This is a genomic window from Isoalcanivorax pacificus W11-5, from assembly GCF_000299335.2.
GTDB classification, from domain to species: domain Bacteria; phylum Pseudomonadota; class Gammaproteobacteria; order Pseudomonadales; family Alcanivoracaceae; genus Isoalcanivorax; species Isoalcanivorax pacificus.
Genome location: NZ_CP004387.1, coordinates 2349296 through 2372940 on the forward strand (window position 1 = coordinate 2349296; position 23645 = coordinate 2372940).

Below are 23645 nucleotides of genomic sequence, written 5' to 3' on the forward strand. Positions count from 1 at the left end.
CTGAAAGTATCCAGCATGGTATGGAAAGGTATAATGCCGAACTTCCACCAGAGATGGTAGAGAGTATTAAAAACAGAATATTTCGGAGATGAGATTTAATAGTTTCCATCAAGAGACTTTACTTTCCTGGCTGGCACACCGGCGTATAGTGACCCACCATCTAAATTATCTGTAACCACCGCACCTGCCGCAACAACCGTTCCGGCACCTATGGTGACTCCGCCGAGAATTAACACACGGGCCCCAATCCAGCACCCATCACTAATAGTGACTGGTTCATTACTTCCTTTCCCTGCCCGCCGCGTTTCATTGCCGATTTCATGACCGCCAGTAATAATGCTTACTTCCGGGCCGATATCAACACCCCGCCCTACTGAAATATCTGCAGACGATGTATAGAAAGTTACTCTGTGCCCAATAAAACTTGGCCCACCTACCTTTACCCTGCCACACCCAACCACTTTGAATGTACTTGATATGACAGTATCCGGACTAATCGATACACCAGCACGAGATAGAAGAAATACTTTGAATCTATTCAATCTCAATAGAGGCAAAATCTCCATCCCCAATGCGATCAGCTGCCTTGCATAGGAGAGGCCGTTACTTCGCAATGCTTTCATAAAATTCCATCTCATTTTTCAATACTGTCTTCAGCGTCTCAACACCTATATCTTCTTTAGGAACTATCATTTTGGACGAATTATTGATTCTCATGAAAAACGCTTTGATTGCCTGAGAGTATTTTTTTGGAACAATCTTTCTCATAATGGAAAATACTCGATTCTGCGAGAAAAGAATCTTGTTCAACAACTTGGAATTAGGGTTATATGCCTCATTGGCTCGTGCACTGGTTAGCTCAATTTGCCGATTCAATCCAAGAAAAGGCTGCAGCTTCATAGCCAAAAGGCTCGGCGAGTTCAAATCCGAGATATCAATTATCGCCACATTGCCCCCCCCCACTTTTTGAACAAGGCATTCTATTTTTTCCTTGTAGAATGAATAGTCCAAATACTGTGCCTCGTGGAGCATTCCTTTTCTATATAAATCAACTTCCTGATCCAGTACTTTATCCATAGGTCTTGGCTCTGTCCCTCTATTGAAATTATGTTTATAGTGAGAAACATATCTTTCTGCCGGATCCCTTACACAGACTAAAAACTTGGCCTGACTTAAAGGAACCCCCAGGTTAGCCGCAACCTCGAAGAAACCGTCAATATTTTTGATGTAGTTAGGGGTAGCATCTAAATAGTACAGGCATCCAGACTTCGCGCCCTTCGTATAAAGCCCAAGCCTTGCCTTCGCTTCGCTCAAGGTTTGGTTGAATATGTGAGGCTCTTTATTGACCGGCGTATATATGTAGTCAACGTCTTTCAGCATCGCTGCCAATGATGTCGTTCCACATTTAGGAAAGCCTAAGATAAATAGATTTGGGTTCATCAAACATTTCCACCTGCAATAAATTCCCTAAGCGCAGCGTTATTGAATAAGATCAATGAAAAAACATCATAGTCATAGTGGTGGTCGGCCGGATTCCTATTGTAAAGCCCCACTGAAAGCTCGCCACTCTCATCACATACGCATGGATCAAAATCTATATACGTAAATTCCCGTGGCACACTGTTACTCTTTAAATCGGCATTAAAGTTCAGCGTTAAGTTCTTTCTTTCACTGTATGACGCCTTGATTTTTGACCTTAAATTGGCGACCTCACCCATTTGATGTCCGTCACGAATGGTCGGCCATGGAACAGATAGAACTGCTATTTCTGCATTCGAGGCCAATTTTGCATGTGAAATAACCGAGAGGTAGCTTTCCAGTGCTTCTTGCGCGCTCTTTTCTATAGATAGCCCGTATTTTTCCGCCCGGAACCATATCACAAACCCAACATCTACTTCACCAAGATAGAAAATAATTCTTTTCCATTTTTTTCTTTCTATCTGGCTCTTGAATATTTTAAGAGCATTAGTGCTGGAATTCGGATTCTTCATCCCGGATGCGGTTGCCCCGGATACACTTATTACTCTAATGCCGCCTCTACATCTTTGTAATAGTGGTTTCTTGAACACTGCCGCGTGGGAATCGCCAAGCAAAAGCGTCTCTGCAGAAATCATTGCACGGAACTGCAGCAACTCCTCAACCAATCTATGGAACTTCCATTTCAATTTATCAACGAATTTCATTTTGGAGGACCCAACCTCCCCAGATAGCGGGGATTAAAATGGATAAGCAATACGCCACGATAAACGTGAGCAAACTCAGAGCGCCACTTAGCATTACGCTGAATGTGATAACAAACCCCATCCCTATGATTCCGCAAAGGCTCATCAAAAATTTCAATTTCTGCTTATTTGCGGCGATCATTACCAGGCCCGTCGGACCAACTGCCATATTTACCAGTTGAGCACCCAGGATTATCAACGCAAACTGCACTTGAAATTCCGTGCTGGAGAAATAGCCGAATAAAAGATACGATGCAGCAAGCCCTAATATGAACATCAGAGCCCCTATCTTAGCCATAATTCTTCTGGATTCGGCGACCCTTTCCTTCCATACAGCTATATTCTTTTTTCTCAAGAAAACAGCATCTTTATAGAATAAGTTAACTAACGCAGATCCAGAGAAAGCAACTATGTTGGAAATTCTTGTATAGGCGAAGAAAGCCGTAACGTATTCTCCACTCAGGAAAAAAGACATTGTATATGGGACTGCGTAGCTCTGCGCAGCGATAAGAACTGATTCTCCATAGAACCAAGACTTCTCGCTCTCATCCATATTTTCAGCCTGATCGTATGCTTTGGAATTTATATACATTGCCAGAAGCAAGCACACCGCTACCAAGGCTGCTGCAAAAGAAAATATGCTCAGGAAATCTTCAAAGCATAGAGCGCCCAAAGCAAGCAAGTATATAAAGCTTTGCTTTACCAGTACCCCCAGCTTTGCATAGCCCCCTCCGATCAAAACGGAAGAGAGCACGATAAATCCGCATATAGCCGTATAAATCGAGCAATTTATGAAAAGAAGGCCCGGCTTACCTTCCCATATCGATAACAACATATTGACAAACAGACCCAACATTACGGCCTTCATCAGTATTCCATTTGCATAACTTATTGTTTTCGTTGCTCCTCTTCTTGCAGCCTCTCTCATTAAAATTTTTTCTGATCCAAAAAACAAAAGATACGAAATGATGTATTGCTTCGCAATCAGAGCTATTATGTCGCCAACATAATTATCACCAATTACTCTCCCCCCCAAGAAAACAAATAGCAAAGGAGCTATTGGCGCAGCCAGCTGTACCACCAGCATGTAAATGTACTTCTGATTATTGATGATCTTTGATAGTGCCTGGGAAAACATAAATATCCCTGAAGAATGCTTTTCACTTATAGAATAATAACCGGAATGAATATATCTGATGGCACCTCAATACGATCTGGTAATTCATAAACGAAGATCAGCGCTTTCTTTCCCTACAACGTACTTCAGGTCATAAAGCACGCTGGTTTTCTTTCCAAGAGATCTTATTTTTTCTGAACCCATCGCCCGAAACTGCTGATGTGATACTGCCAAAAGAATCGCATCATATGTGGACGGGGCTGGTGTACCTACCATCGTTACGCCGTACTCACGCGTTGCCTCTTCAACGTCCACCCATGGATCGTACACATCAACCTGTACTGAGTATTCTTGCAGATCGTTGATTACATCGGTTACGCGCGTATTCCGGATGTCGGGGCAGTTTTCCTTGAAAGCCAATCCCATCACCAGTACCCGACTGCCCTTTACCTGGATGGATTTGTGGAGCATTGCCTTAATCAGTTGACTGGCTACGTATTTACCCATAGCTGCATTGGTGCGGCGACCTGCCAGGATCACCTCGGGGTGGTACCCTATTTCAATGGCCTTGTGCGTCAAGTAGTAAGGATCAACCCCAATACAATGCCCACCTACCAGGCCGGGGCGGAAGGGTAAAAAGTTCCACTTTGTTCCGGCAGCTTCCAGTACTTCTTGAGTATCGATTTTCAGCTTGTTGAATATGATAGCCAACTCGTTTATCAAGGAAATGTTCAAGTCTCTCTGCGTGTTCTCTATCACTTTTGCTGCTTCCGCAACTTTTATACTCGTCGCTTTATAAGTCCCGGCCGTGATAATACTGCTGTAGAGCATGTCTACTTTGTCGGCAACTTCCGGGGTCGAGCCGGAAGTCACCTTCTTTATAGTGGTCACTCGATGCTCTTTGTCGCCAGGGTTAATTCGCTCTGGGCTGTAGCCGGCAAAGAAGTCTTGGTTGAACTTGAGGCCAGACACCTTTTCCAATACAGGTACGCAATCCTCTTCTGTCGCACCGGGATATACCGTGGACTCATATATCACAATATCGCCCTGCTTGAGCACCTGTCCGACTGTCTCAGATGCCCTGATAAGCGGCTTCAAATCAGGACGTTTATGCTCATCAATAGGCGTAGGCACAGTGACAATATAGATATTGCAACTTTCCAGGTCATTTAAATCCGAGCTAAAACCCAGTTTTTCAGCCAGCTCGATTTCCCCTGCTTCCACTTCCTTTGTGACATCAATTCCAGCACGCAGCTCATCAATGCGCTTCTGGTTAATATCAAATCCAACTACTTCATAGCACTTGCCAAACTCTACCGCTAGGGGCAATCCCACATAGCCCAGACCAATTACTGCAATCTTGATGTTGCCCAAATCAGTCATCTGTATTCCCTATGATCACGTGTTAGATATTCCCGCATCAGGCTCCGAAAGCCTGAACTCCATGTTCAGCCAGACTTTAGCGTTTAAACGAGCCCCGTCGTTTCTTCAGAAGCACAGCACACTTCAAGGCCAATGGTGCGATGCGTCTTGCTCTTTTATTTTACGGCGCTGCTATATTTAGGCATCAATAATAAAAATCATCTTTCTGCAATATGTTGGCTATTTGTTGGGCTGCACAGCCATCCCCGTAAGGATTATGCGCCCGGCTCATGGCCTCCCAGGCCGCCTCATCAGTCAGCAACTGATTCGCAGCCTCATAAATCACTTCAGTTTCTGTACCAACCAGTTTCACCGTACCGGCAGTCACAGCATCCGGCCGCTCTGTCGTATCACGCATCACCAGCACCGGCTTGCCCAGCGACGGCGCCTCTTCCTGAATCCCGCCCGAATCCGTAAGGATCAGCCTGGCGTTCATCATCAGCCACACAAATGGCAGGTAATCCTGCGGCGCGATGAGATGCACATTGTTCAGGCCGCTCAGCAGGCGGTTAACAGGTTGCTGCACGTTGGGGTTGAGATGCACCGGATACACAAAGTCATGATCGGGGTGCGCCGTGGCGAGCTGTGCAATGGCCTGGCAAATGCGCTCAAAGCCACCGCCGAAGCTTTCGCGCCGGTGGCCGGTGATCAGCACCATCGGGTGTTGTGTGCCGTAAGGGAGCTGTGTGGCGAGCTGGTCGCGCAGCGCTGCATCCTGGTCGATGCGGGCCTTGACCCACAGTAGCGCGTCGATGACGGTGTTGCCCGTGACCAGGATGCGGTCAGCAGGCACACCTTCTCGCAGCAGGTCATTTTTGGCCGTTTCGGTGGGCGCAAAGTGCAGGTTGGCCAGTACCCCCGTCAGCTTGCGATTCGCTTCTTCAGGCCAGGGCGATTGCAGGTTGCCGGAGCGCAGGCCGGCCTCGACGTGGCCAATGGGCACTTTCTCGTAGAAGGCGGCCAGGGACGCGGCGAAGGTGGTGGTGGTGTCGCCATGCACCAGGATCATGTCGGGCTTTTCTTCGCGGAGCACGTCGCGCAGGCCGAGCAGTATCCGGGTGGTGATGTCGTAGAGGTCCTGGCCTGGTGCCATGATGTTCAGGTCATGGTGCGGCACGATATCGAACAGGTGCAGTACCTGGTCCAGCATTTCGCGGTGCTGGGCGGTGACGCAGACGCGGGAGTCGATGCCTTCTGCGGCGTCCAGGGCCTTGACCACCGGGGCCATCTTGATGGCCTCGGGGCGGGTGCCGAAGACGCACATGATTTTTTTGGGTGGAGTCATTTGAGTCATTGTTCCATGGAGCCGAGGGGTACATGCCTGGGGTGGTGTGGTGGGATTCGCTTTGCTCTTCCCACCCTACGGGTAATTATTTTTTTCGGGGTTATAACCAGGTTGCGATTTGTTTCAATGCATCTTCCCAGGCCTTGATCATGGCCGATGCCACCTCCGGGAAGCGTGGGTCCGCCAGCAAGCTAGCTCCCACAGTGGCGATGTGGCGAATCCGGGCACCGCCCTTACATCAGTGGCTAGAACATCAGTGCGTGATGAATGGGGTGTTCCGGCTTATATCGGCTTTTCAGGCATTCCGAAAGCGCGGCGGAGAATTCGTCGCTGAGCACCCGAAGCCCCTGGTACTCCGTGCTCCCCGTGCGATCCTCCTTGGTTACCCGGCTAAGTGCCTCCCTGGTTGCCTTGTCGGTTATTCCCGCGATAAAGCGGTCATAAATCATCAGCACCTTCTCGCCACATCCATCCTTGATGAGATGCTCAATACGTCGTAGTACCGGAATTGAGAAGAGCTCCAGGGCCCGTGGTTCCCATTTGTCATACCCTGCTTCGGCCATCTCAGCCACGACCAGGATGCCGCCAAAGTACAGCAACTTCCTGGAAAATCTCAATTTAATGTTCCTGAGTCCCCAGGCTTTACCACTTTCCGAGATTTTATGTTCAAAATCCGTTGTGATGGTGCGGTAATAACGAATGATGTCATTGAGCAGAAAACGCGGCAGTGCAGCCTTGGGAGAACTGTTTTCCACATAACGCCGCAACAGAGAGCTTTGATATTCCTTGAACCTCGTCTCCTGATACAACCAGGTTCCTTCCAACAGGAACAACATTCTCCTGGTGAGGCTCAGGTTGTCATCATGCTGGCCGCCAATGTTGATTTTCATCTCGGAGAACGACTTTACGGCGTCCAACCCGAAAGTCCCCGTATCTCCCGCCATATGCGGCACTTTGGCCTTGATGACATCCTCCACACTTTTCAATTCCGCCCGAATTCTGTCCTCGGCGCTGTCGTCGGCATCAAAAAGTATAAACAGGTCAATATCGGATTCCTGCGAAGCTTCCTCCCGGCCGTAAGAGCCGGTGGCCACGATGGTTAATTTGTCCTTCTCTGGACTGGTTCTCAGAGCCTGCTCCAACTCCGCTCTCAAAGACATTAAAGTATCAATGGTAAAGTCTCGACTCCGTTCTATGTGTTCCATCACTTCCCCCCTCCTGGTGTACAACAACCTTGTCTTGAAGCAACAAGGCCAGCTTCTTTCTGGTCTTTTCTACTTGATAACGGGCCGATATCTCTTCTTCCTCCGGCACCACAAAATACCAGCGGGAGACATAGTCAATGGACGCGCCCCTCTCCCTGGCCAGGGACTGGCTCTCTTCCCCGAGCGCTCCCAATGTCAGGAACAGATCGGGAAAGTCATGGCGCCATTCTTGCTCGGTCTCCATCAAATGGTCCGTCGTCAGCAAACGCTGATTGTACTCAAAATAATCCTGGCAATAGCTATCCGCCAGCACCCCCATCGTGCTGGTGATGTAATGGGTATAAACCTGCCCTTTGGCGCTCCAAAACTGATCCAGAATCGTTCTGTTCTCGGCCCGGTCCGGTTCCAGGAAAGCCGCATGCGCCACGGTCAACGGATCCAGTGAAGGCGCTTCCCCGAAACGCACCATACTGCGCAAGATACCATCGATGGTGTCAACATTGATCGGACTGGAGAACAAATCGCCACCCCAGTCCTGGCCGGCTTTCCCGGCGATCAGCGCCTTGATCAGCGACAGATCGAAATGCCGATTCAATACCCCGGACAATACCTTATCGTGCTCCATGAGGTATTCGCCCAGATCATGATGGCCGACTCCCAAACGGCGCTTGAAGTAAGGCTCCACGCTGTGTGACAAAGGCGCGTGACCAATGTCGTGCAGCAGCGCTGCGGCGACCAGATGGCGGCGTTTCTCGTTATCGTATTGACGTTCACGTGCGACGAAATCGGTGATGGTCGCCACGCCGAGCGAGTGCTCCCAACGATTACTCTGCTCATTCGATTCCCCAGCCACCAGAGCCGTGTAATCGATAGCCCCAAGGAAGGAGATATCCCGGAGCCGCTGAAGAGGGCGGCTACGCAATATGCCCATCAGTATCGGGTCAGCGCACCATTCGCCCATCCACTTCTTCATATAACGATCCAGGTATAATTTCGGCATTCGTATTCCATTACGTTATCTTCAGAGTGATCGTCCTGAGTACCGATCAAACTTGGCCGTGATACCCTGTCTTCCATCACCCTACTTATCCCCCAAATGGCAAGCCGGCGTCACCGCAGGGTTCATGGCTTCGATTCTGACATGGACATATGGACAGTACCATCCGCGCATTCGCGCAGGAGTCATCCACTATCGCCATTCACGTTCTCTCACCAGATCGTCCAGCGTCGGCGTTTTGCGGGGCCTCGGGGCCAGTTCCTGCCCATATAGCGCGAATAACCGCTCGATTTTGCTGAAGCCGAGTTCCATGACCCGCCCCGATTCAAAGCGAGAGACGGTGGTACGGTCTACCCCGCTCATGGCGGCCACTTGCTGTTGGCTATGGCCGTTTGCCTTGCGTAGCTCAGCAAACAGGCCTCCCAACTCCTGGAGTCTCATGTGAATATATACCTCAAAACGTCTCAAAATATCGTTTTTGTAGCATATATTCACAACCCCTTCCAAATATACCTTGGCTGACAGGCGGAGAGCCTTCTCGACTGGCTCCTGCAGCCGCATAAAGGCTGCATTGTGGAAACGGACAGCATAATACTTACATGTTGAATGGTCGTTCCGGTTCGGAGCCCGTCCGTAATACCGCCAGTGCGCTTTGCAAATGACCGCCGACAGCGCTGGTAAGATAGCCCAGAAACCCCTCCCTATTGAGGGTCCGGTCCAGAGTATCCTCGGGTAGAAAACGGCTCAATGTATCCCTGAAAGCCTGGCTTTGAATGCGTTCTGGCAGCTCCCTGATCGCCTGTTCCAGCTTGCCGGGATAATCCTCAAGCCCATAATCGTCGATTTTGGCACGCAGTACGGCTTCGTCCATTTTCGCTTCCCGCTGGGCCAGCCATTGCAAGTCCCAGATGTCGCGGTATCGGGGGTGCGCCGTTACCGGATAGGCGATCAGCTTGTCCACGAACACTTCGTCCAGCGTTTCCACACCGACCAAGGTTTCATCATAGCCATCGGGTAGAAAATCGTAGTTGTGGCGCAGCGGCATGAGTACCCGGGTATAGGCGGGCACATTGACCACCTCCAGTTTGATCCGCTGATGTGGCAGATCCGGCCGCTCCGGCGCGGTACGAATACTGACCTGCCAGCGCCGGACCTGTACGCCCGGTCGGGTATCGTCATCTGATGGGGGCTCTTTGACCCACACCTGGAGCCCATAACGCTCGCCCAGATACTGTTCCAGGCAGGCTTTGATGTCCTGCAGTTCCGGATCGCCGAACTCCGTGCCGGCGACAAAATCCAGGTCTTCCGAGAACCTGGGGGCACCGTGACAAAGCCGCAGACTGGTCCCGCCCTGAAACGTCAACCGGTCGAGGAGGCCCTGCCGGTCCAAAGCAAACAGAATGTCGTAATGCAGCAGTTCCTTTTCCACCACCGGGCGCATGTGGGTCCGGCCGGGCATCGCCATGGCCCGGGTTACCAGCGCCTCAAAATCCCTACTGGCCATCGCCGGCCCCCTCCTGTTCCATCAGATGGCAATTGCGACCGACACGCCGCAAGTCCCGGCGGGCAGCGGCTAGCGTGGCAATGCGCAGGGGCCGCCCAGGCACTGGCACCATACTCTTCAATACTTCGTCGAGCCCCCGCTTGGTGTGAGTGAACTCGATGGTGCCGTGACGGGTACGGTAGGTGCCCTTGCGGCCCGTGGTCATCACGGTCAGCCGGTCGATGGGGATTTGCGAAATCACGCCATACTCGCTCAGGGCGGATTCCAGACTCACGTAGTTGTATTCCCCCGGACGCAGTGCCTTGGCGATATGTTCAATAGCATAGCCGTCCTGGCTCCCCGCATAAGGGTTCAGGTAAACCCCTCTGGTGGCGCGTTGCAGCAAGCCACTCTCGACCATGCGCGCCAGGCTCTTTTCCAGCGACCTTTCCGACTCATCAGGAAACAGGCGCCGCATGTCGTGACGGGAAAAGACGTACCGGCCACGTTTAGCCCATTCGCTCAATGTTTTCTGTAGCTCGCCCTGGGTCATAAGTACACGATTTCACCCTTTGAAAGGGGGGTAATTGTACACTTTTTACGAAATACAGCCACTTCCAGGCTGGTCGAGCTTGAACCCCGGAACAATTTATCCGGTCGGCACTTCGATACCCGGCACCACATCTTCTCCTGACCAGGCCGCTGCCAGCCGGGCGGCCAACTGCCCTTTGGCATCCGCATCCCCATGGAGGATGCGAATCTCCGCCGGCCCGCGCTGCATGCCTGTGGCAAACGCCACCAGCCCGGCCTGATCCGCATGGGCGGAGTAGCCACCAATGGTCTCGACCCCGGCGCGAATGTCGTAACGCTCTCCGTCCAGTTCCACATAGCCACCGCGCGGCCCGAAGCGCTGGATCGCCCGCCCCGGTGTGCCAACCCCCTGGTAGCCGACGAACAGCACGTTGTGGCGCGGGTCACCCAACATGGCTTTCAGGTAGTTGATGATACGGCCACCGGTACACATGCCGCTGCCGGAGATGACCACGGCAGGCCGCGCGCTGTCTGCCAGGTGGCGGACCATGCGCAGGTGGGCGTCGTGGTCGTCCACGGTGAGCAGTTGCTCGAACCCGAGGGGGCGGCGACCGGACAGGACGCGTTCTATCGCCTCCTGTTCCCAGAATGGCCTGAGTTCGCGGTAGGCCTGTGTGAAGCGGCTGGCCAGAGGCGAATCCAGGATGATCGGCAGTTCGTTCCAGTTCAGGTCAGTATCGCCCACCGGGTTGTTCTGCTGCTGGTGGATAATGTCTTCCAGTTCGTAAAGCAGTTCCTGAGTGCGGCCGATGCTGAAGGCCGGGATCAGGACAGTGCCTTTGTCGGCCAGGGCACGGACGAGCACGGCTTCCAGGCGTTTGCGGCGCTGTGCGCGGTCTTCGTGGTGGCGGTCGCCGTAGGTGCTTTCGATAACCAGGGTGTCGCAGTATTCCGGCGGCGCCGGGGGCGGCAGCAACGGAGCGTGTGGCGCACCGAGGTCGCCGCTGAAGATGATGCGTTTTGTCTGGGCTTCAGGGTGCCGGGGCGAAAACCCGGACGTCACGTCGCATTCAACATAGGCAGAGCCGAGGATATGGCCGGCCCGTTGCAGGCGGATGCGGGCCTGTGTATCGGATGTGCTTACTACGGTTTGCCACTGATTGTAGGGCAATGGCACCAGCCGGCTTTCGATCATGCTGAGGTAGCGGTTTACCTCACGCGGGCGGCGGCTAAAGCCAAGCCGGAAGGCATCTTCCAGCACGATGGGCAGCAGGCGGGCGGAGGGCGTGCTGCACAGGATCGGCCCATCGAAGCCAGCGGCCAGGAGCCAGGGGATGCGGCCCACGTGATCAATATGGACATGGGTGACGATCAGGGCGCGAATACGATGGACCGGGAAATCGATGTCCAGATTGTCGGCGTGCGCCCCGCCGCCCGGAGAACTGTCGCTGCCCTGGAACAGACCGCAGTCGATCAGCAGGCTGTTCTGTTCGTCGAGCACCAGTTCATGCGCGGAGCCGGTGACGCCGTTGACCGCGCCGTGGTGAAGAATGTTGAACCTGTTTGTCATGCCTTCTTCCCTGAAAGCGGTAGTCGACTCAAATCAGGCGCATGCAGAAACAACATGGTTTGGCGCCACAGTTGTCTGGACCCTGCTCACTGCGACCGCAATTATTTCTGCTCACCAGACACTTTTAATGCCAATGGGCAAACTGACTCCTCGGCTAGAGCTCCGCCTGAATAGCCTGCGCATAGCGCCTGAAGTCGTCCATTCTCTGGGTACAGAGCGCATGCACGATTTGCCAGTCAATATCTCCGTAGTTGTGCACCACGATATTACGGAAACCAACGGCCCGCCGCATATTCATCGCCAGATCCTGGCCAATCAACCCACCCTCCGCGAGACGGGTAAACGCTTCGCCCATAGTACGTGGCACGATCAGCTCATCATGATCAGCAAGCCAGTGGGTGGCGATATCGACACATAGCTGGATGGCACGCGTGAGGTTGAGAGAGACAATATCCTGTGCATCCAGATCACCCTGCAATGCCTCTGGGGTATCAGGACATTTTGCTTTGAGTCGAGCCAGGCAGCGGCGCAAGGACTCGAGTTTCTCGGAGATGACTACCCGATCCATGACTCGGCCCTGGTGCGCAGTAAACGGTTTCTCAGTGGAACAAAATCCGCCTCTTCCACGAGGTGCCTGTATTGCAAAGCAGCTTTTTTCGCTGGCGTTCCTGCCAGCAATATAGCGTTCTGAAGAATCTCGCCCAGCAATGGCTCACCCACATCATGCAAATCAATCAGGTCCACTGGACGCCCTTCTTTTTCTGCAAGATCTGCGATCATGGCATATCGGGTCGCCGCATTCAGAGGCTTTTCCGCAAGCACCGCCACATCCAGGTCGCTATGCAGAGAAGCCGTACCTCTCGCCATTGATCCAAACACCATCACCAACTGCAACGGCACATGCCTCGCCAGCATCGCTGGTATCCATTGGAACTCCGTCCGGAAACGGGCTTCAGCATCGGAGGCAGGAAGTGGGTTCATAAGGGAATACTCACGCCCGGTAGTAATTATCCAAGGGTACAGGCCAACATCGGACAACAGGCACTCCCTTGTAGCATATTCAGCCGAGGGAATCTCTGAATAACTCCCCCGGTGGTTCTACCGTGTGTACATCGCTCAGAAGGCGCCAAAGAAATGCAGCCGCACGCCTCGCTCGACCGTGACGCCTACCGGCGGCGGCGCACCATCACGCCCGGTCACAAGGCGGGTGACGCCCCAGGCCAGCAGGTGGGTGCCTATCACGTCTTCGGCATAGTGCCGCTTCTGCTCTACTCTCGCGGCGCCGGCCACCGCCGCGCCCACATGATAGGGCCAGCCCTCGCGCCAGCCATAACGCTCTGTCACATACCAGGCCGGGACGCTGGCTTTCATGGTGTGGCCGCTGGGAAATGAACGCTGGTCGGTGCCATCCGGGCGGCCGCGCTGCACTTCGTCCTTCAGCCAGGCTTTGGTCCAGCGGCCGGCATGGTTGGCCAGAATCAGTTGCAGCGTGCCGTCGATGTCCTTGTGCGCAGCAGCATGTGCGTGCGCAACGTAACGGGCATTGCTGCTGATGAAGTCGCCCGCCTGAATCAACATTGACGCCATCACCGATGCCGGCAAGCCACTCGCTGCCACCATGCACAAGGTAATGAAAAGCCGTCGCAAGTTGGAAGGCCCTCCGGGTTTCATATCTCGATGTCTGCCACGAGAAAATCATAGATAAACATATGGGCGTTGTTCGAGACGAGACGCAACACATGCTGCATATCCAGATTCAGATAGTCGTGAACGATACGATTTCTCAGCCCGATGACGCCATACCATTGTTCCAGATCGGAGATGGCCGGACGACTCATCGCTGCAAGGTCACGGAAGGCATCGTAGGCGGAAACTGGTACGGGTAATGAGTGAGCCTTGAGAATATGCTTCGCTTTCCCGATAGCATTTTCAATAAGCAGTTGCAGGGCATGCAGCACGCCGTTCTGCTCCAGTTCGCTCAGCCGGTCCCCAGTTTTTAACTTGTTCGCCGCCACGTCCAGCACACTTTTCTGTCTGGCTGCCAGGGTGCGAGTCTCCGCAAGGTACAGATCAAGCCGCATGATGTTCACGCTCCCACTGCCACTGCTCGAGCTCTCGCCAGGTTCGGCTGAGGAAGTGGAACCAGGCCAATTCCGCATCACCGTATAAAGGAACGCCCTCTTCGGCCACGGCGGCACGCATGGCCAACCCAGCCGACGACAGGTTTATCAGATCAACGCTTTCCAGGCTGCATTCGAGAGCATGTGCGAGCCGCTCGCGTAGCCGCTCTTCACAGGCCAGGGTATCCATATCGAGCCCCGGTTTTGCCCATTGCAGGGCAACATCCCAGTCGCTGGAGGATGACGCTGCCCCCGTGGCCCTACTGCCCACCAATACGGCGAAGCATAAGCCCGGCGTATCAGAGAATATCGCCGCCAGTCGCTTTTGTAATGGGGCTTCATCAGGGCTCATTGAATTCCACCTCATTGCAGGTGATCTCATAAACTGGAACAGGCCATAAAGCGCTCAATCCGTCACATCAGGCGGTACTACACCTGGACCGTTTCTAACACAGTTGCCAGGGTGTGCCCAATCGGAGAAAGCCCGCGCTGTCCGGATACCCATTGCGGAGCACGCTGGGCAACCGACAGGCGGGAACCGTTGTGCTCGGGCGCGGGCATTTTGTCAGACTGACGGGAGTGAGCCGAAGCATGGACATGGCGGGTTTCGCCGTTGGCTCTACCCTCCCTGCAGTCAGTCTTGGCATCAGACACGCTACCGCCCCAGGATTGGCCGTCTGCTTCCTGAGAACGGGCAGCCCGGCACGGCCGGCTGCGGGGTCCGGGTATGAATCTACCCGGCACCTGTGTCAGTCCTGAGACGCCCCCAACTCTTCTTTCAACCGGGCGATCTCCTGCACCAGGGCGTCGTGTTCCTCTTCCTTGCGACGCAGGAAGCGCAGTGTCAGTGCGGCCTTTTCCCTCAGGCCGCTGGGCGTCAGCTTGTACAGATACGCCCGCTTGTTGCTGCTGCGGCGAAAGTTCTCTGCCTTCAGCCAGCCCTTTTCGATCAGCGCGCGCATGCAGTAGTTGACCTTGCCCAGGCTGACGCCCAGCCGTTCGGCCATCTCGCGCTGCGACAGCCCTGGCTCGTTCTGCAACAACGCCAGCAGCCGGTAATGCGCCTCTTCGACTATGCGGGGATCTATACGTTCAATCATTGAACACAAAGTATGGCAAGGTGATGGCATACCCGCAACCGCAGGTACTTTATGGTGTTGTTTCGGCTCGATATCAGTCGATGCGGGTGACGCTGCGCAGCGGGAAGCAGACCTGCTGGGTCTTGTGCAGCAGGTTCATCAGCAGCACCACTCGCTCCTCGCCATTGAATCGTTCAAAGATGGCCTCGACGTTGGCAAAGGCGCCTTCGGTAATACGGACCTTGTCGCCAGGCTGGAACAGCATGCGTGGGCCATCCGGCACCGCCAGCCTGTCGCGAATGGCGTTAATGATGGTGTCGGCCACCGGCAATGGCTTGTCGGCGAAGGTGACCAGGCGCTGAACTCCCCGGGTCGAGCGGATCGGCAGCCAGTTGTCGGCCACCTCGCTGAGCTGGATGAACAGGTAGCCGGGAAACAGCGGCTCACGGCGTGTCACCTGCCGCTGGCCAACCACGGCCTGCACATCCACCTGGGGGAAAAAGCACTGGAACCCCTGATTGCTGAGGTTCTCTTCTGCCCGGTCGCCCTGACGAGGCTTGCTCTGGATCAGGTACCAGCGTGATGGTCCGGTGCCATTTCTGGCCTGAGGGCGTGCGCTGTGCATGGGTCACTCCTTCGTCTTCACCATGGCCGCTGGCCACGGCAGCGGGGCTCCATCTCCACCGCTGTGCATTCAGTGTCGTGCCCGCCACGGCGGGCGGACATCAGTCTTCATCCTGGCCATCCGCCTCGACATCCCGCCTCTATCTATTTGTACTCGTAGGCGTAGTAACTGTAGGCATTGCTGGCCTTGCGTTCCACTGCGTTGAGGATGCAGCCTTTTACATGCACCCCATTCTGCTCGAAACGGCCCAGCGTCTGCTCCACTTCCTTGATGGAATTGCGGCCGTAACGGGTCACCACCAGGCTGGTACCGGCCAGATTGCCGATAATCGCAGCGTCAGTCACCGCCAGGATCGGCGGGGTGTCGATCAGCACCAGATCATAGTCGCGGCTGAGCTCTTCCATCAGCCCCTGGAACCGGGGGTGCATGAGCAGCTCCGCCGGGTTGGGGGGGATTTCACCCCGGCCGATAAAGTCCAGGCCAGGGATATCGGTGTGCAGCGTCACTTCTTCCCGTGAATTACGCCCCGCCAGATAGGTCGACAGCCCGACGGCGTGGTCAGACGGGAAGTAGCGATGCAGGTGGCCCTTGCGCAGGTCGCCGTCCACCAGCACCACCCGCTGGCCAACCTGCGCCAGCACCATGGCGAAGTTGGCCGACACGAACGATTTGCCCACTTCCGGGCTGGGGCCAGAGATCATCAGCACATTGTTGGAGGCTTCGAGCATCGCAAAGTGGAGGCTGGTACGCAGGCTGCGCAGCGCTTCAATGGTCAGGTCGCCGGGGTTGGTCTGGGCCAGCAACTGGTGTGTCTTGTTGGGCGTGCCACGGCGACGGCTGATCCGCGAGATCAGCCGTTCATTGCGAATCTGGTCTTCGGACAGCGGCAGTGTGGCGTAGACCGGGATGCCTTCCTGTTCCAGCTGGTCCGGGCTCTCGATACCGCGATTGAATGCGGCGCGCACAAATACCTGCCCGACCGCCCCCATGAGACCAAGCAGCGTGGCCAGCACCACGACCAGCGCCTTTTGTGGTTTGATCGGCTCCGGCTGCACCTGCGCGTTATCGATAATACGCACGTTGCCGATGGTGCCCGCCTTCATGATGCGCAACTCCTGCACGCGATTGAGCAGTTGCACGTAGATTTCCTGGTTCAGCTCCACGTCGCGCATCAGCCGCAGGATCTGCTGCTGGGTTTCCGGCAAGTTCTTGACCTGGCTGTTCAGGCGCTCGCGCTCTTCTTCAAAACTGCGCCGCTGCTCCATCAGGGTGCGGTAGGCCGGGTGCTCGCGGGTATAAAGACGATTGACTTCGCTTTCGCGGAATTTCAGTTCGTTCAGCTTGGCTTCCAGCTGTACGAGCTGGTCAAGCACGGCCTTGGTTTCCAGGGACAGGTCGACGGATTCGCTTTCCAGGCGATAGGCGTTCAGTTTTTCTTCGGCGGCGTTCAGCTCGTCGCGGATCTCGGGCACCTGTTCATCGAGGAATTCCAGGCTTTTCTCGGCTTCGGCGGAACGGCGCTGGACGTTCTGGAGCAAGTAATTCCTGGCCACGGCGTCGAGGATCTTGCTGACTTTTTCCGGGTTTGCGCCGGTCATGCTGACCGTGAGGATACCGGTGTTACGCCCTTTCTCCGCTACGCTGAGATTGGCCAGCAACTGTTGCATCACCCGCCGGCGAGACTGTTTCACCACCTCAAAACGCGTGCCGGGCTCTGCATTCAGTTCGGCCACGCGGATGGCGATGCGCTGGTCTGCAGAGCGGGCTTCTTTGCCCGGCTCGCCTTCCAGTACCGGCTCGCCGTCGAGGGTCAGTGTGAAGCTGCCGCCCTCGCCGGCTTCCAGAATAAAGGTGCTGCCCAGCAGCCATTCCGGCACCGCAAGCTGATCAATCCACAATTGTTTTTCGGTATCGGCCCAGCCGGCGAACAGGATGCGATTGTCCTTTTCTTCCGGCCCGAAAAACCGGCCGATGACGGGCAGGGATGCCGGCTGCACCTGGATATCGGCGCGCAGCTCATCTGCGGCATTGCCGATCACCATGCGCGAACGGATGATCTCGATTTCTGTCTGCGCGGAGCTTTCGCTGCCGAGCATTTCCGAGAGGTCTCCCAGCACGGGCAGGCCCGACTGCCGCGCCTCGATCTGCAACAATGCATCGGCGCGATAGATGGGGGTGGCCACAAAGGTGTAGATCACGCCCACGATGAAGGCCATGGCGGTAATCAGCCCGATCTGCCAGCGGTGATCCACCAGCAGGGCCCACAGGCGTGTCAGATCGATTTCATCATTGGCACCCGCCGCCATCCGGCCTGCCATTCCCCGTTTTGTATCCTGTTCGGTCATTCGACCACTCCGATCAAGCAAGTCGTTGGGCCCAGGCGGCCACGGCCTGGGCAATCATCTGGTAGGCCTGTTCGTACACTTCACGATGGCGCTTGTAAGGGTCGGGAATGGACTGTTCCCCCAGCCATTTGCCCAAGAGCAGCGTTTTGCCACTGGCTTCCGGCGCCAGGTTGGCAACGCGATCACGCTGGCGCGCTTCCATCACCAGGATCAGGTCCGCATCGCGGCACATTTCGCGTGTCAGTTTGCGGGCGCTGTGGGCGGGGCACTCCAGCCCATGGCTCAGTGCCACTTCGCGGGCAAGCGCGTCCATATCATGGTCCACCAGCGCGACCAGCCCGGCAGAGCTGACTTTCTTCTGCGTATCACGCATCAGCATTGCCGCCGCCGTCGGACTGCGGCAGATGTTGCCATCGCACACCACGAGGATGGAATCAAACATCAGCGGTCGATATCCCTGAGACGGTCCTGGGCCAGTGCGCCGAAGTAGATCGTCTGCACGGTGGGCAGAATCTGCGTGATCACGCGATTCCATCGAGAGATCGGCGCTGCGGTCACATAGATGATATCGCGTGGCGACAAGGTGAATTCATCTGCCAGCACCAGCGCGGTCGCATCCTTGGCATTGAGTTGATACAGGTCGATATACCTGTCTTCCCCCTCCACAGTGCGCCGCATGACAAACACGCCGGACGCATCGGCCTGCAATTCGTTCAGGCCGCCGCTTTCGGCCAGGGCCTCGGCCAGTGTCATGCCATTGCGGCCCATCATCAGCGAGCTGGGGGTGGCCACCTCACCCAACACAAATATCTTGTTGTCGTCTCCACGGCCAACATGCACTACATCGCCCGCTTTCAGGAGCACGTTGTAACGCGCGTCGCCACGCTCATACACGGCACGCAGCGACAATGTATATTCCTTGCCATCACGCGTCAGAATCACGCTGCGCCAGTCGGCCGTTTCATCCAGCCCACCGGCGGCATTGACTGCGTCCAGCAGCCGCATTGGCACATTCGTCACCGGGTAGGCGCCTGGCTGATGCACGCTCCCCGAGACATACACCCGCTGCGAACGAAAGGACGCCACCGACACATCTACTTGCGGGTTCTCGATATAGCGGGAAATGCGCTCTGTAATCAGCGACCGGATTTCTGTCACCCGCAGCCCGGCAACTTCAATGGAACCCACATAGGGATAGAAGATGGTGCCGTCGTTGTGCACCCAGTTACCGGCCTCGGAGGGGCTACGCATGGAACCGGCCGGAATGGTCAGTTCCGGATGGTCCCAGACCGTGATATTCAGGACATCGCCCGCCCCTACCACGTAGTCATAGTTGGCCTGGTTAATATCCAGTTCCGGCGGCAATACCGGTTGTGTTTCCGGTGCGGGCTGCGCGCCGCGATTTGGCAGGATCCGGTGCACCCGCACGATATCCGGCAGGCTGGTGTCGCTTTCTTCCCGGTCGCCACCAAACCAGGGGTTACTGTCGGGGCGGGAAATATGCGAGCCCGGCATCGCAGTGCACCCCGCCATCATTGCCAGCAAGCCCGCTCCCAGCAGCAGGCTGACACGATGCGGAACCAATGTACGTATCCCCGTCATGGTTTGCCCTGTTGTCAGTGATTCAGTCAAAACGATACTCCCAGGCAGCCATCACCGTAGTGCGGGACCATTGCCTCGCTACGGTCTCGATTTCCTTATCAGTGTAGTACCCCGACAACGTGACGCGCCCACCCAGCACAGGGAGGCGGTACGATGCGGCGAGTATGGCGACATCCTGAGCGTCCACCGCCTCCAGAACGGGCGTGCCAGCTGAGGCGGGACGACCGGGGAGTGTACCATCGCGATTCAGCTCGGCCCGGCTCAATGTCACAGAAACATCACTGCCGCGGCGGAAGAAATGGGTTGCACCAAGTGTCAGCACCCGGGAATCCCCCTCCCATGTGGAGGCGATGTTGCGCCCGTTGAAGCGGTAGCCACTCTGGTAGGTGGAATGCTCATAGGCCACGTTCGGACGCTGTTCGCTCGACCAACTGCCGGCCGTGGTGTCGGTGTATTCCAGATAAAAGCGCTGCTCGGCATTGAGCCAGCGTGTGGCCAGATCCATACCGGCCTGATTCATGAACTTTGACGGCAGGCCACCAGCTTCGTCTTCCCCGGTTGCCTGCACGTAAATGCCCAGTGCCGCGCTCCCTACCGGAAAGCCCAGGCGCAGGTCGGCGCCACCCAACTGGTTGCTCGGGTCATTGCCAGGCCCTTGCTGTCCATTATCTCTACCTGTCACAGCATCCCAGAAAGAGGACCAGCTTTGCGGCCGACCATCCCCACCCCACTGAGCGGTACGGTTCAGGCCGACTTCCAGATAGCGCCATGGCCTGAAGGTGACACGCGCGCCAAGCAGCTTGGCATTCGGCACCACACGCTCATCCTCAAGCTGCCCGACAAACGCCACCGCATGCCACGGCCCGAGCCAGCGGGCCGGGCGCCATGAAAACGGTGTCGATTGCTTACGGTTGATCCACACGCCCGGAACCGGGCGCGCGTTACTGGAGAGAATAGTGCTGCTGTGCCAACCCGGCCCCCACCAGCGCTCGATGGCGCCTGCGCCCAGCACCCAGTTACCCAGTGTGCCGGCGAGGTAAGAGCCATCGTAGCGCGCTTCGTCACCGTCGCGGGGGTTATGAACGTAAGTGCCGGAAAGGCCGATGGCCAGCCCGCCACTCATCCACTCCAGGCGGGCGTTGACCTCGCCCTTCTCACGCGGTCCGCCAGCGAAATCGCGGAACACCACCTCCTGCCCCGCGCCGCCTGCGGACAGGCCCATCTGCAGGCGCTCGCCCGCATGATAGTCACGCTCAAAACGGAGGTACTGCCAGGCCAGGCTTTCGCGACAGAGCGCCGGGGCGGCGTCGTTGTCCAGCCCCGGGCTGATATCCGCCCACATGACCGGCCAGGTGCTCATGGGCGCCTGCAGACAGCCCTGGTCCACCAGCCATTGCAGGCTGTGGCGCGCACGCATGTCCCCTGGCTCAACCCATGGCCGCGCGGTGGCGGGTGACGCGGCTCCCAGCAACAAGGCGCTGGCGAGCCAGCCGGCCAGTAGGTGACGGGCCGACACGGATGATGCCTTTCTCACTCCCAGAAGCATGAAGACGTTCCACTTCAAGCTGGTATTGGCCGGATGCGGCGCGCGGCGCTCACCCTGGCCCTGTTCGTATTTACCCGCTGTTTTCAATCACGCCGCCGACTACATCGGCTGCGCACCACCCCATCCCGGACAGAGCATTACCTTGTCGCCATGCCGGGTCACAGACAAGCGTATTTGTGCAAGCGTTCGTACTGGCTACAGCGTAACGATGCACGTCGGGACGTGGCATCTCAGCAGGCCGACACAGGATGTCACCCGGCAGCGGGACAGGACAGAGGAAGCGGGTATGCCGCACATTCTCACCGCAGCCGTATTGGCCAGCGTGGCTCATGCTGTGCGAAGGAAGGACAAACCCAGTCAACGCAGAATCGTGCAAACGCCCTGACATCCCTGAAATACTGCTCCCTGTAGCGTTGAACGGCGCGCTGAGGTTGCCCCATGGCCGAGGCATGGTCAATAGTGCTATCACTTCTTTACGATTTTCCTTCCGTCGGCCAGCAGCTTGCTGCGCTGTACACCATACCATCACAGTAACGCCCCATAAAGATCTCGCTAAGACAATAAAATCAATTTACGGGACATATAGGTAACCTTATTTAGTTTGACTTCACATGACAGACCCACTATACATCTTCTGAAACAGGCTTAATGCGTCACAAAGCAACCCTTCAATAGCGCTATTCCGGATTACGTTACCAAAAGGTGACACTATGGATTATCTGGGCACAAGCGATGATGTCATCCTCGCGGAGCTGGGCCAGCGCGTTGCCCGCCTGCGCCTCAATCGCAATCTCAAGCAGGATGAGTTGGCCCTGGAGGCCGGCATTTCCCGCAAGACATTGTCCCGGCTGGAGAATGGCCACCCCGTGGACACCGTCAATCTCATCCGGGTACTGCGTGCACTCGGCCAGCTGGATCAACTGGATGCCCTGCTGCCGCCGGCAGAAATCAGCCCTGTGGACCTGGCACGCCTGCAGGGTCGCCGACGGCAACGCGCCAGCGGTGTGCGTGAAGACAGCAGTGACACGGGCGATTGGGAATGGCCGGAATGAGGGCGGCTCGCCTTCGAGCGGCTGGCTGCGAGCTGCCAGCCCATCCGCTTTTTTAGCTCGTAGCTCGCAGCCCCCGGCCTACGCACAAGGGAACCAGCCTGATGAAAAAAGGAACGACACAAGGCGGCACACTGGTGGCGAGCGTGGTGCTGTGGGGTGCGCAGATTGGCGCGGTGCGCTGGGACACTGAGCGGCAACTCGGCTTTTTTGAGTATGCGCCGGCGTTTCGGCGTAGCGGCATCCAGGTGGCACCGCTGACCATGCCACTGGACAACAGCATCCATGCTTTCCCGCAGCTGGCACGCGACACCTTTCGCGGCCTGCCCGGCCTGCTGGCCGATTCGCTACCGGACAAATTCGGCAACGCGGTAATTGATGCCTGGCTGGCGGAACAGGGTCGCTCGCGCGAGGACTTCAGCCCGGTGGAACGGCTCTGTTATATCGGCCGTCGCGGCATGGGCGCGCTGGAATTCGAACCGGCAGCCGGTCGGGGCACCGGTAATGCGCTGCCACTGGATATCGGTGCCCTGGCGGCACTGTCCGATGCCATTCTCGCGCAGCGTGACGGCTTCAGCACCTGGCTTTCTGAAGACGAACAGCGCAATGAGAAAGCCATGCGCGACATCATCCAGGTCGGTGTTTCTGCTGGCGGTGCCCGCGCCAAGGCACTGGTGGCATGGAACGAAACCACGCAGGAGATCCGCTCCGGGCAATTACAGGCCCCGCCCGGTTTCAGTCACTGGCTGCTGAAGTTCGATGGCGTCACGCATAATCGGGACAAGGAGCGGTTCGATCCGGCAGGCTTCGGCCTGATCGAATACGCCTACTACCTGATGGCCACCGCCGCCGGCATCGATATGCCGGAATGCCGGCTGCTGCGCGAAAATGGCCGCAGTCACTTCATGTGCCGCCGCTTTGATCGCACCGATGACGGACAGAAGCTGCACATGCAATCGCTGTGTGCGATCGCCCATTACGATTTCAATATGGCCGGCGCCTGGTCCTACGAGCAGGCCCTGCAGGTAATGCAACGCCTGGGGCTGAGCAAGCTGGCACTGGAAGAGCAATTTCGCCGCATGGTGTTCAATGTGCTGGCACGCAACCAGGATGACCACACCAAAAACATTGCCTTCCTGATGAACCGGCGCGGTGAATGGTCGCTCTCCCCGGCCTTCGATGTGACCTTCGCCTACAACCCGGACGGCGCCTGGACCCAGCAGCACCAGATGAGCATCCAGGGGAAGCGGGATCACTTCAGCCGTGACGACCTGCTCGCCGTGGCACGACGTTTCGCGATCATGGACAAGCGGGCGCTGGACATTGTCGACGGCGTTGCCACCGCGATCCGGCAGTGGCCGGCTTTCGCAGCAGAGGCCGGTGTGGATGAGGCCACCACACAGGCCATTGCGGCGGCGCAGGCGCAGCGGCAGTGGTGATCAATGTC

At 56.3% G+C, this 23645-nt stretch carries 25 protein-coding genes; 2 read left to right on the top strand and 23 right to left on the bottom strand.

Annotated elements, in window-relative coordinates; genetic code table 11:
- Positions 1–95: 95 nt before the first annotated feature.
- From S7S_RS19310 to S7S_RS10740, 23 genes are all read right to left on the bottom strand, one after another.
- Positions 96–623: an acyltransferase gene (locus S7S_RS19310; RefSeq protein WP_169745563.1), complete on the bottom strand. Its 528-nt coding sequence runs from the start codon at positions 621–623 to the stop codon at positions 96–98.
- Entirely contained in the window at positions 604–1440 is an 837-nt protein-coding gene (locus S7S_RS19605; RefSeq protein WP_144401642.1) for a sulfotransferase domain-containing protein, read from the bottom strand. Before S7S_RS19605 ends, S7S_RS19310 begins: the two co-directional genes overlap by 20 nt.
- On the bottom strand, positions 1440–2183 hold the full coding sequence (locus S7S_RS19610) for an SGNH/GDSL hydrolase family protein (protein ID WP_144401643.1): 744 nt from the start codon (positions 2181–2183) through the stop codon (positions 1440–1442). The genes S7S_RS19605 and S7S_RS19610 overlap by 1 nt, the downstream gene beginning before the upstream one ends.
- Positions 2170–3360, bottom strand: coding sequence for a polysaccharide biosynthesis protein (locus S7S_RS10645; RefSeq protein ID WP_008735114.1), 1191 nt, complete (start codon positions 3358–3360; stop codon positions 2170–2172). Before S7S_RS10645 ends, S7S_RS19610 begins: the two co-directional genes overlap by 14 nt.
- A gap of 84 nt (positions 3361–3444) precedes the next feature.
- The gene (gene tviB / locus S7S_RS10650) at positions 3445–4722 is read right to left on the bottom strand and encodes a Vi polysaccharide biosynthesis UDP-N-acetylglucosamine C-6 dehydrogenase TviB (protein WP_008735113.1); all 1278 of its coding nucleotides are present in this window, start codon (positions 4720–4722) and stop codon (positions 3445–3447) included.
- Between the two features lie 184 nt (positions 4723–4906).
- Positions 4907–6046 carry a non-hydrolyzing UDP-N-acetylglucosamine 2-epimerase gene (wecB, locus tag S7S_RS10655; RefSeq protein WP_008735112.1) on the bottom strand — a complete coding sequence of 380 codons (1140 nt, stop codon included), beginning with the start codon at positions 6044–6046 and terminating at the stop codon, positions 4907–4909.
- Positions 6047–6291: 245 nt separating this feature from the next.
- Positions 6292–7251: a nucleotidyltransferase domain-containing protein gene (locus S7S_RS10660; RefSeq protein WP_082027694.1), complete on the bottom strand. Its 960-nt coding sequence runs from the start codon at positions 7249–7251 to the stop codon at positions 6292–6294.
- Positions 7214–8224 (bottom strand): HD domain-containing protein, encoded by a 1011-nt coding sequence (locus S7S_RS10665; RefSeq protein WP_169745564.1) that lies wholly within the window; start codon positions 8222–8224, stop codon positions 7214–7216. The genes S7S_RS10660 and S7S_RS10665 overlap by 38 nt, the downstream gene beginning before the upstream one ends.
- Before the next feature lie 216 nt (positions 8225–8440).
- Complete coding sequence (locus S7S_RS10670; RefSeq protein WP_008735108.1) at positions 8441–8809, bottom strand: helix-turn-helix domain-containing protein; 369 nt, start codon at positions 8807–8809, stop codon at positions 8441–8443.
- A gap of 34 nt (positions 8810–8843) precedes the next feature.
- On the bottom strand, positions 8844–9752 hold the full coding sequence (locus S7S_RS10675; protein WP_008735107.1) for a nucleotidyl transferase AbiEii/AbiGii toxin family protein: 909 nt from the start codon (positions 9750–9752) through the stop codon (positions 8844–8846).
- Entirely contained in the window at positions 9742–10284 is a 543-nt protein-coding gene (gene abiEi, locus S7S_RS10680; RefSeq protein ID WP_008735106.1) for a type IV toxin-antitoxin system AbiEi family antitoxin, read from the bottom strand. The genes S7S_RS10675 and abiEi overlap by 11 nt, the downstream gene beginning before the upstream one ends.
- A 96-nt stretch (positions 10285–10380) precedes the next feature.
- Complete coding sequence (locus tag S7S_RS10685; protein ID WP_008735105.1) at positions 10381–11832, bottom strand: MBL fold metallo-hydrolase RNA specificity domain-containing protein; 1452 nt, start codon at positions 11830–11832, stop codon at positions 10381–10383.
- Positions 11833–11986: 154 nt separating this feature from the next.
- Positions 11987–12400, bottom strand: a complete 414-nt coding sequence (gene hepT / locus S7S_RS10690) for a type VII toxin-antitoxin system HepT family RNase toxin (protein WP_008735104.1) — start codon at positions 12398–12400, stop codon at positions 11987–11989.
- Positions 12388–12813 (bottom strand): type VII toxin-antitoxin system MntA family adenylyltransferase antitoxin, encoded by a 426-nt coding sequence (gene mntA, locus S7S_RS10695; RefSeq protein WP_144401644.1) that lies wholly within the window; start codon positions 12811–12813, stop codon positions 12388–12390. Before mntA (S7S_RS10695) ends, hepT (S7S_RS10690) begins: the two co-directional genes overlap by 13 nt.
- 135 nt (positions 12814–12948) lie before the next feature.
- A complete protein-coding gene (locus S7S_RS18870; protein WP_008735102.1) occupies positions 12949–13410 on the bottom strand; it encodes a phosphatase PAP2 family protein in 462 nt (153 codons plus the stop codon).
- Between the two features lie 89 nt (positions 13411–13499).
- Positions 13500–13913 (bottom strand): type VII toxin-antitoxin system HepT family RNase toxin, encoded by a 414-nt coding sequence (hepT, locus tag S7S_RS10705; RefSeq protein WP_008735101.1) that lies wholly within the window; start codon positions 13911–13913, stop codon positions 13500–13502.
- On the bottom strand, positions 13903–14304 hold the full coding sequence (gene mntA / locus S7S_RS10710) for a type VII toxin-antitoxin system MntA family adenylyltransferase antitoxin (RefSeq protein ID WP_008735100.1): 402 nt from the start codon (positions 14302–14304) through the stop codon (positions 13903–13905). Before mntA (S7S_RS10710) ends, hepT (S7S_RS10705) begins: the two co-directional genes overlap by 11 nt.
- Before the next feature lie 397 nt (positions 14305–14701).
- Positions 14702–15052 carry a MarR family EPS-associated transcriptional regulator gene (locus S7S_RS10715; RefSeq protein ID WP_008735098.1) on the bottom strand — a complete coding sequence of 117 codons (351 nt, stop codon included), beginning with the start codon at positions 15050–15052 and terminating at the stop codon, positions 14702–14704.
- 73 nt (positions 15053–15125) lie between these two features.
- Positions 15126–15656: a transcription/translation regulatory transformer protein RfaH gene (gene rfaH, locus S7S_RS10720; RefSeq protein WP_008735097.1), complete on the bottom strand. Its 531-nt coding sequence runs from the start codon at positions 15654–15656 to the stop codon at positions 15126–15128.
- A gap of 143 nt (positions 15657–15799) precedes the next feature.
- The gene (locus tag S7S_RS10725; RefSeq protein ID WP_052269241.1) at positions 15800–18001 is read right to left on the bottom strand and encodes a polysaccharide biosynthesis tyrosine autokinase; all 2202 of its coding nucleotides are present in this window, start codon (positions 17999–18001) and stop codon (positions 15800–15802) included.
- A 13-nt stretch (positions 18002–18014) separates the two neighbouring features.
- On the bottom strand, positions 18015–18443 hold the full coding sequence (locus tag S7S_RS10730) for a low molecular weight protein-tyrosine-phosphatase (protein ID WP_008735095.1): 429 nt from the start codon (positions 18441–18443) through the stop codon (positions 18015–18017).
- Positions 18443–19603 (bottom strand): polysaccharide export protein, encoded by a 1161-nt coding sequence (locus S7S_RS10735; RefSeq protein WP_052269242.1) that lies wholly within the window; start codon positions 19601–19603, stop codon positions 18443–18445. The genes S7S_RS10730 and S7S_RS10735 overlap by 1 nt, the downstream gene beginning before the upstream one ends.
- Before the next feature lie 22 nt (positions 19604–19625).
- On the bottom strand, positions 19626–21119 hold the full coding sequence (locus tag S7S_RS10740; protein ID WP_035203867.1) for a capsule assembly Wzi family protein: 1494 nt from the start codon (positions 21117–21119) through the stop codon (positions 19626–19628).
- A 740-nt stretch (positions 21120–21859) separates the two neighbouring features.
- Here S7S_RS10740 and S7S_RS10745 point away from each other — a divergent pair.
- Together S7S_RS10745 and S7S_RS10750 are read left to right on the top strand one after the other, a co-directional pair.
- Complete coding sequence (locus S7S_RS10745; protein WP_008735092.1) at positions 21860–22201, top strand: helix-turn-helix domain-containing protein; 342 nt, start codon at positions 21860–21862, stop codon at positions 22199–22201.
- A gap of 101 nt (positions 22202–22302) precedes the next feature.
- The gene (locus S7S_RS10750; RefSeq protein WP_008735091.1) at positions 22303–23637 is read left to right on the top strand and encodes a type II toxin-antitoxin system HipA family toxin; all 1335 of its coding nucleotides are present in this window, start codon (positions 22303–22305) and stop codon (positions 23635–23637) included.
- Positions 23638–23645: the final 8 nt, after the last annotated feature.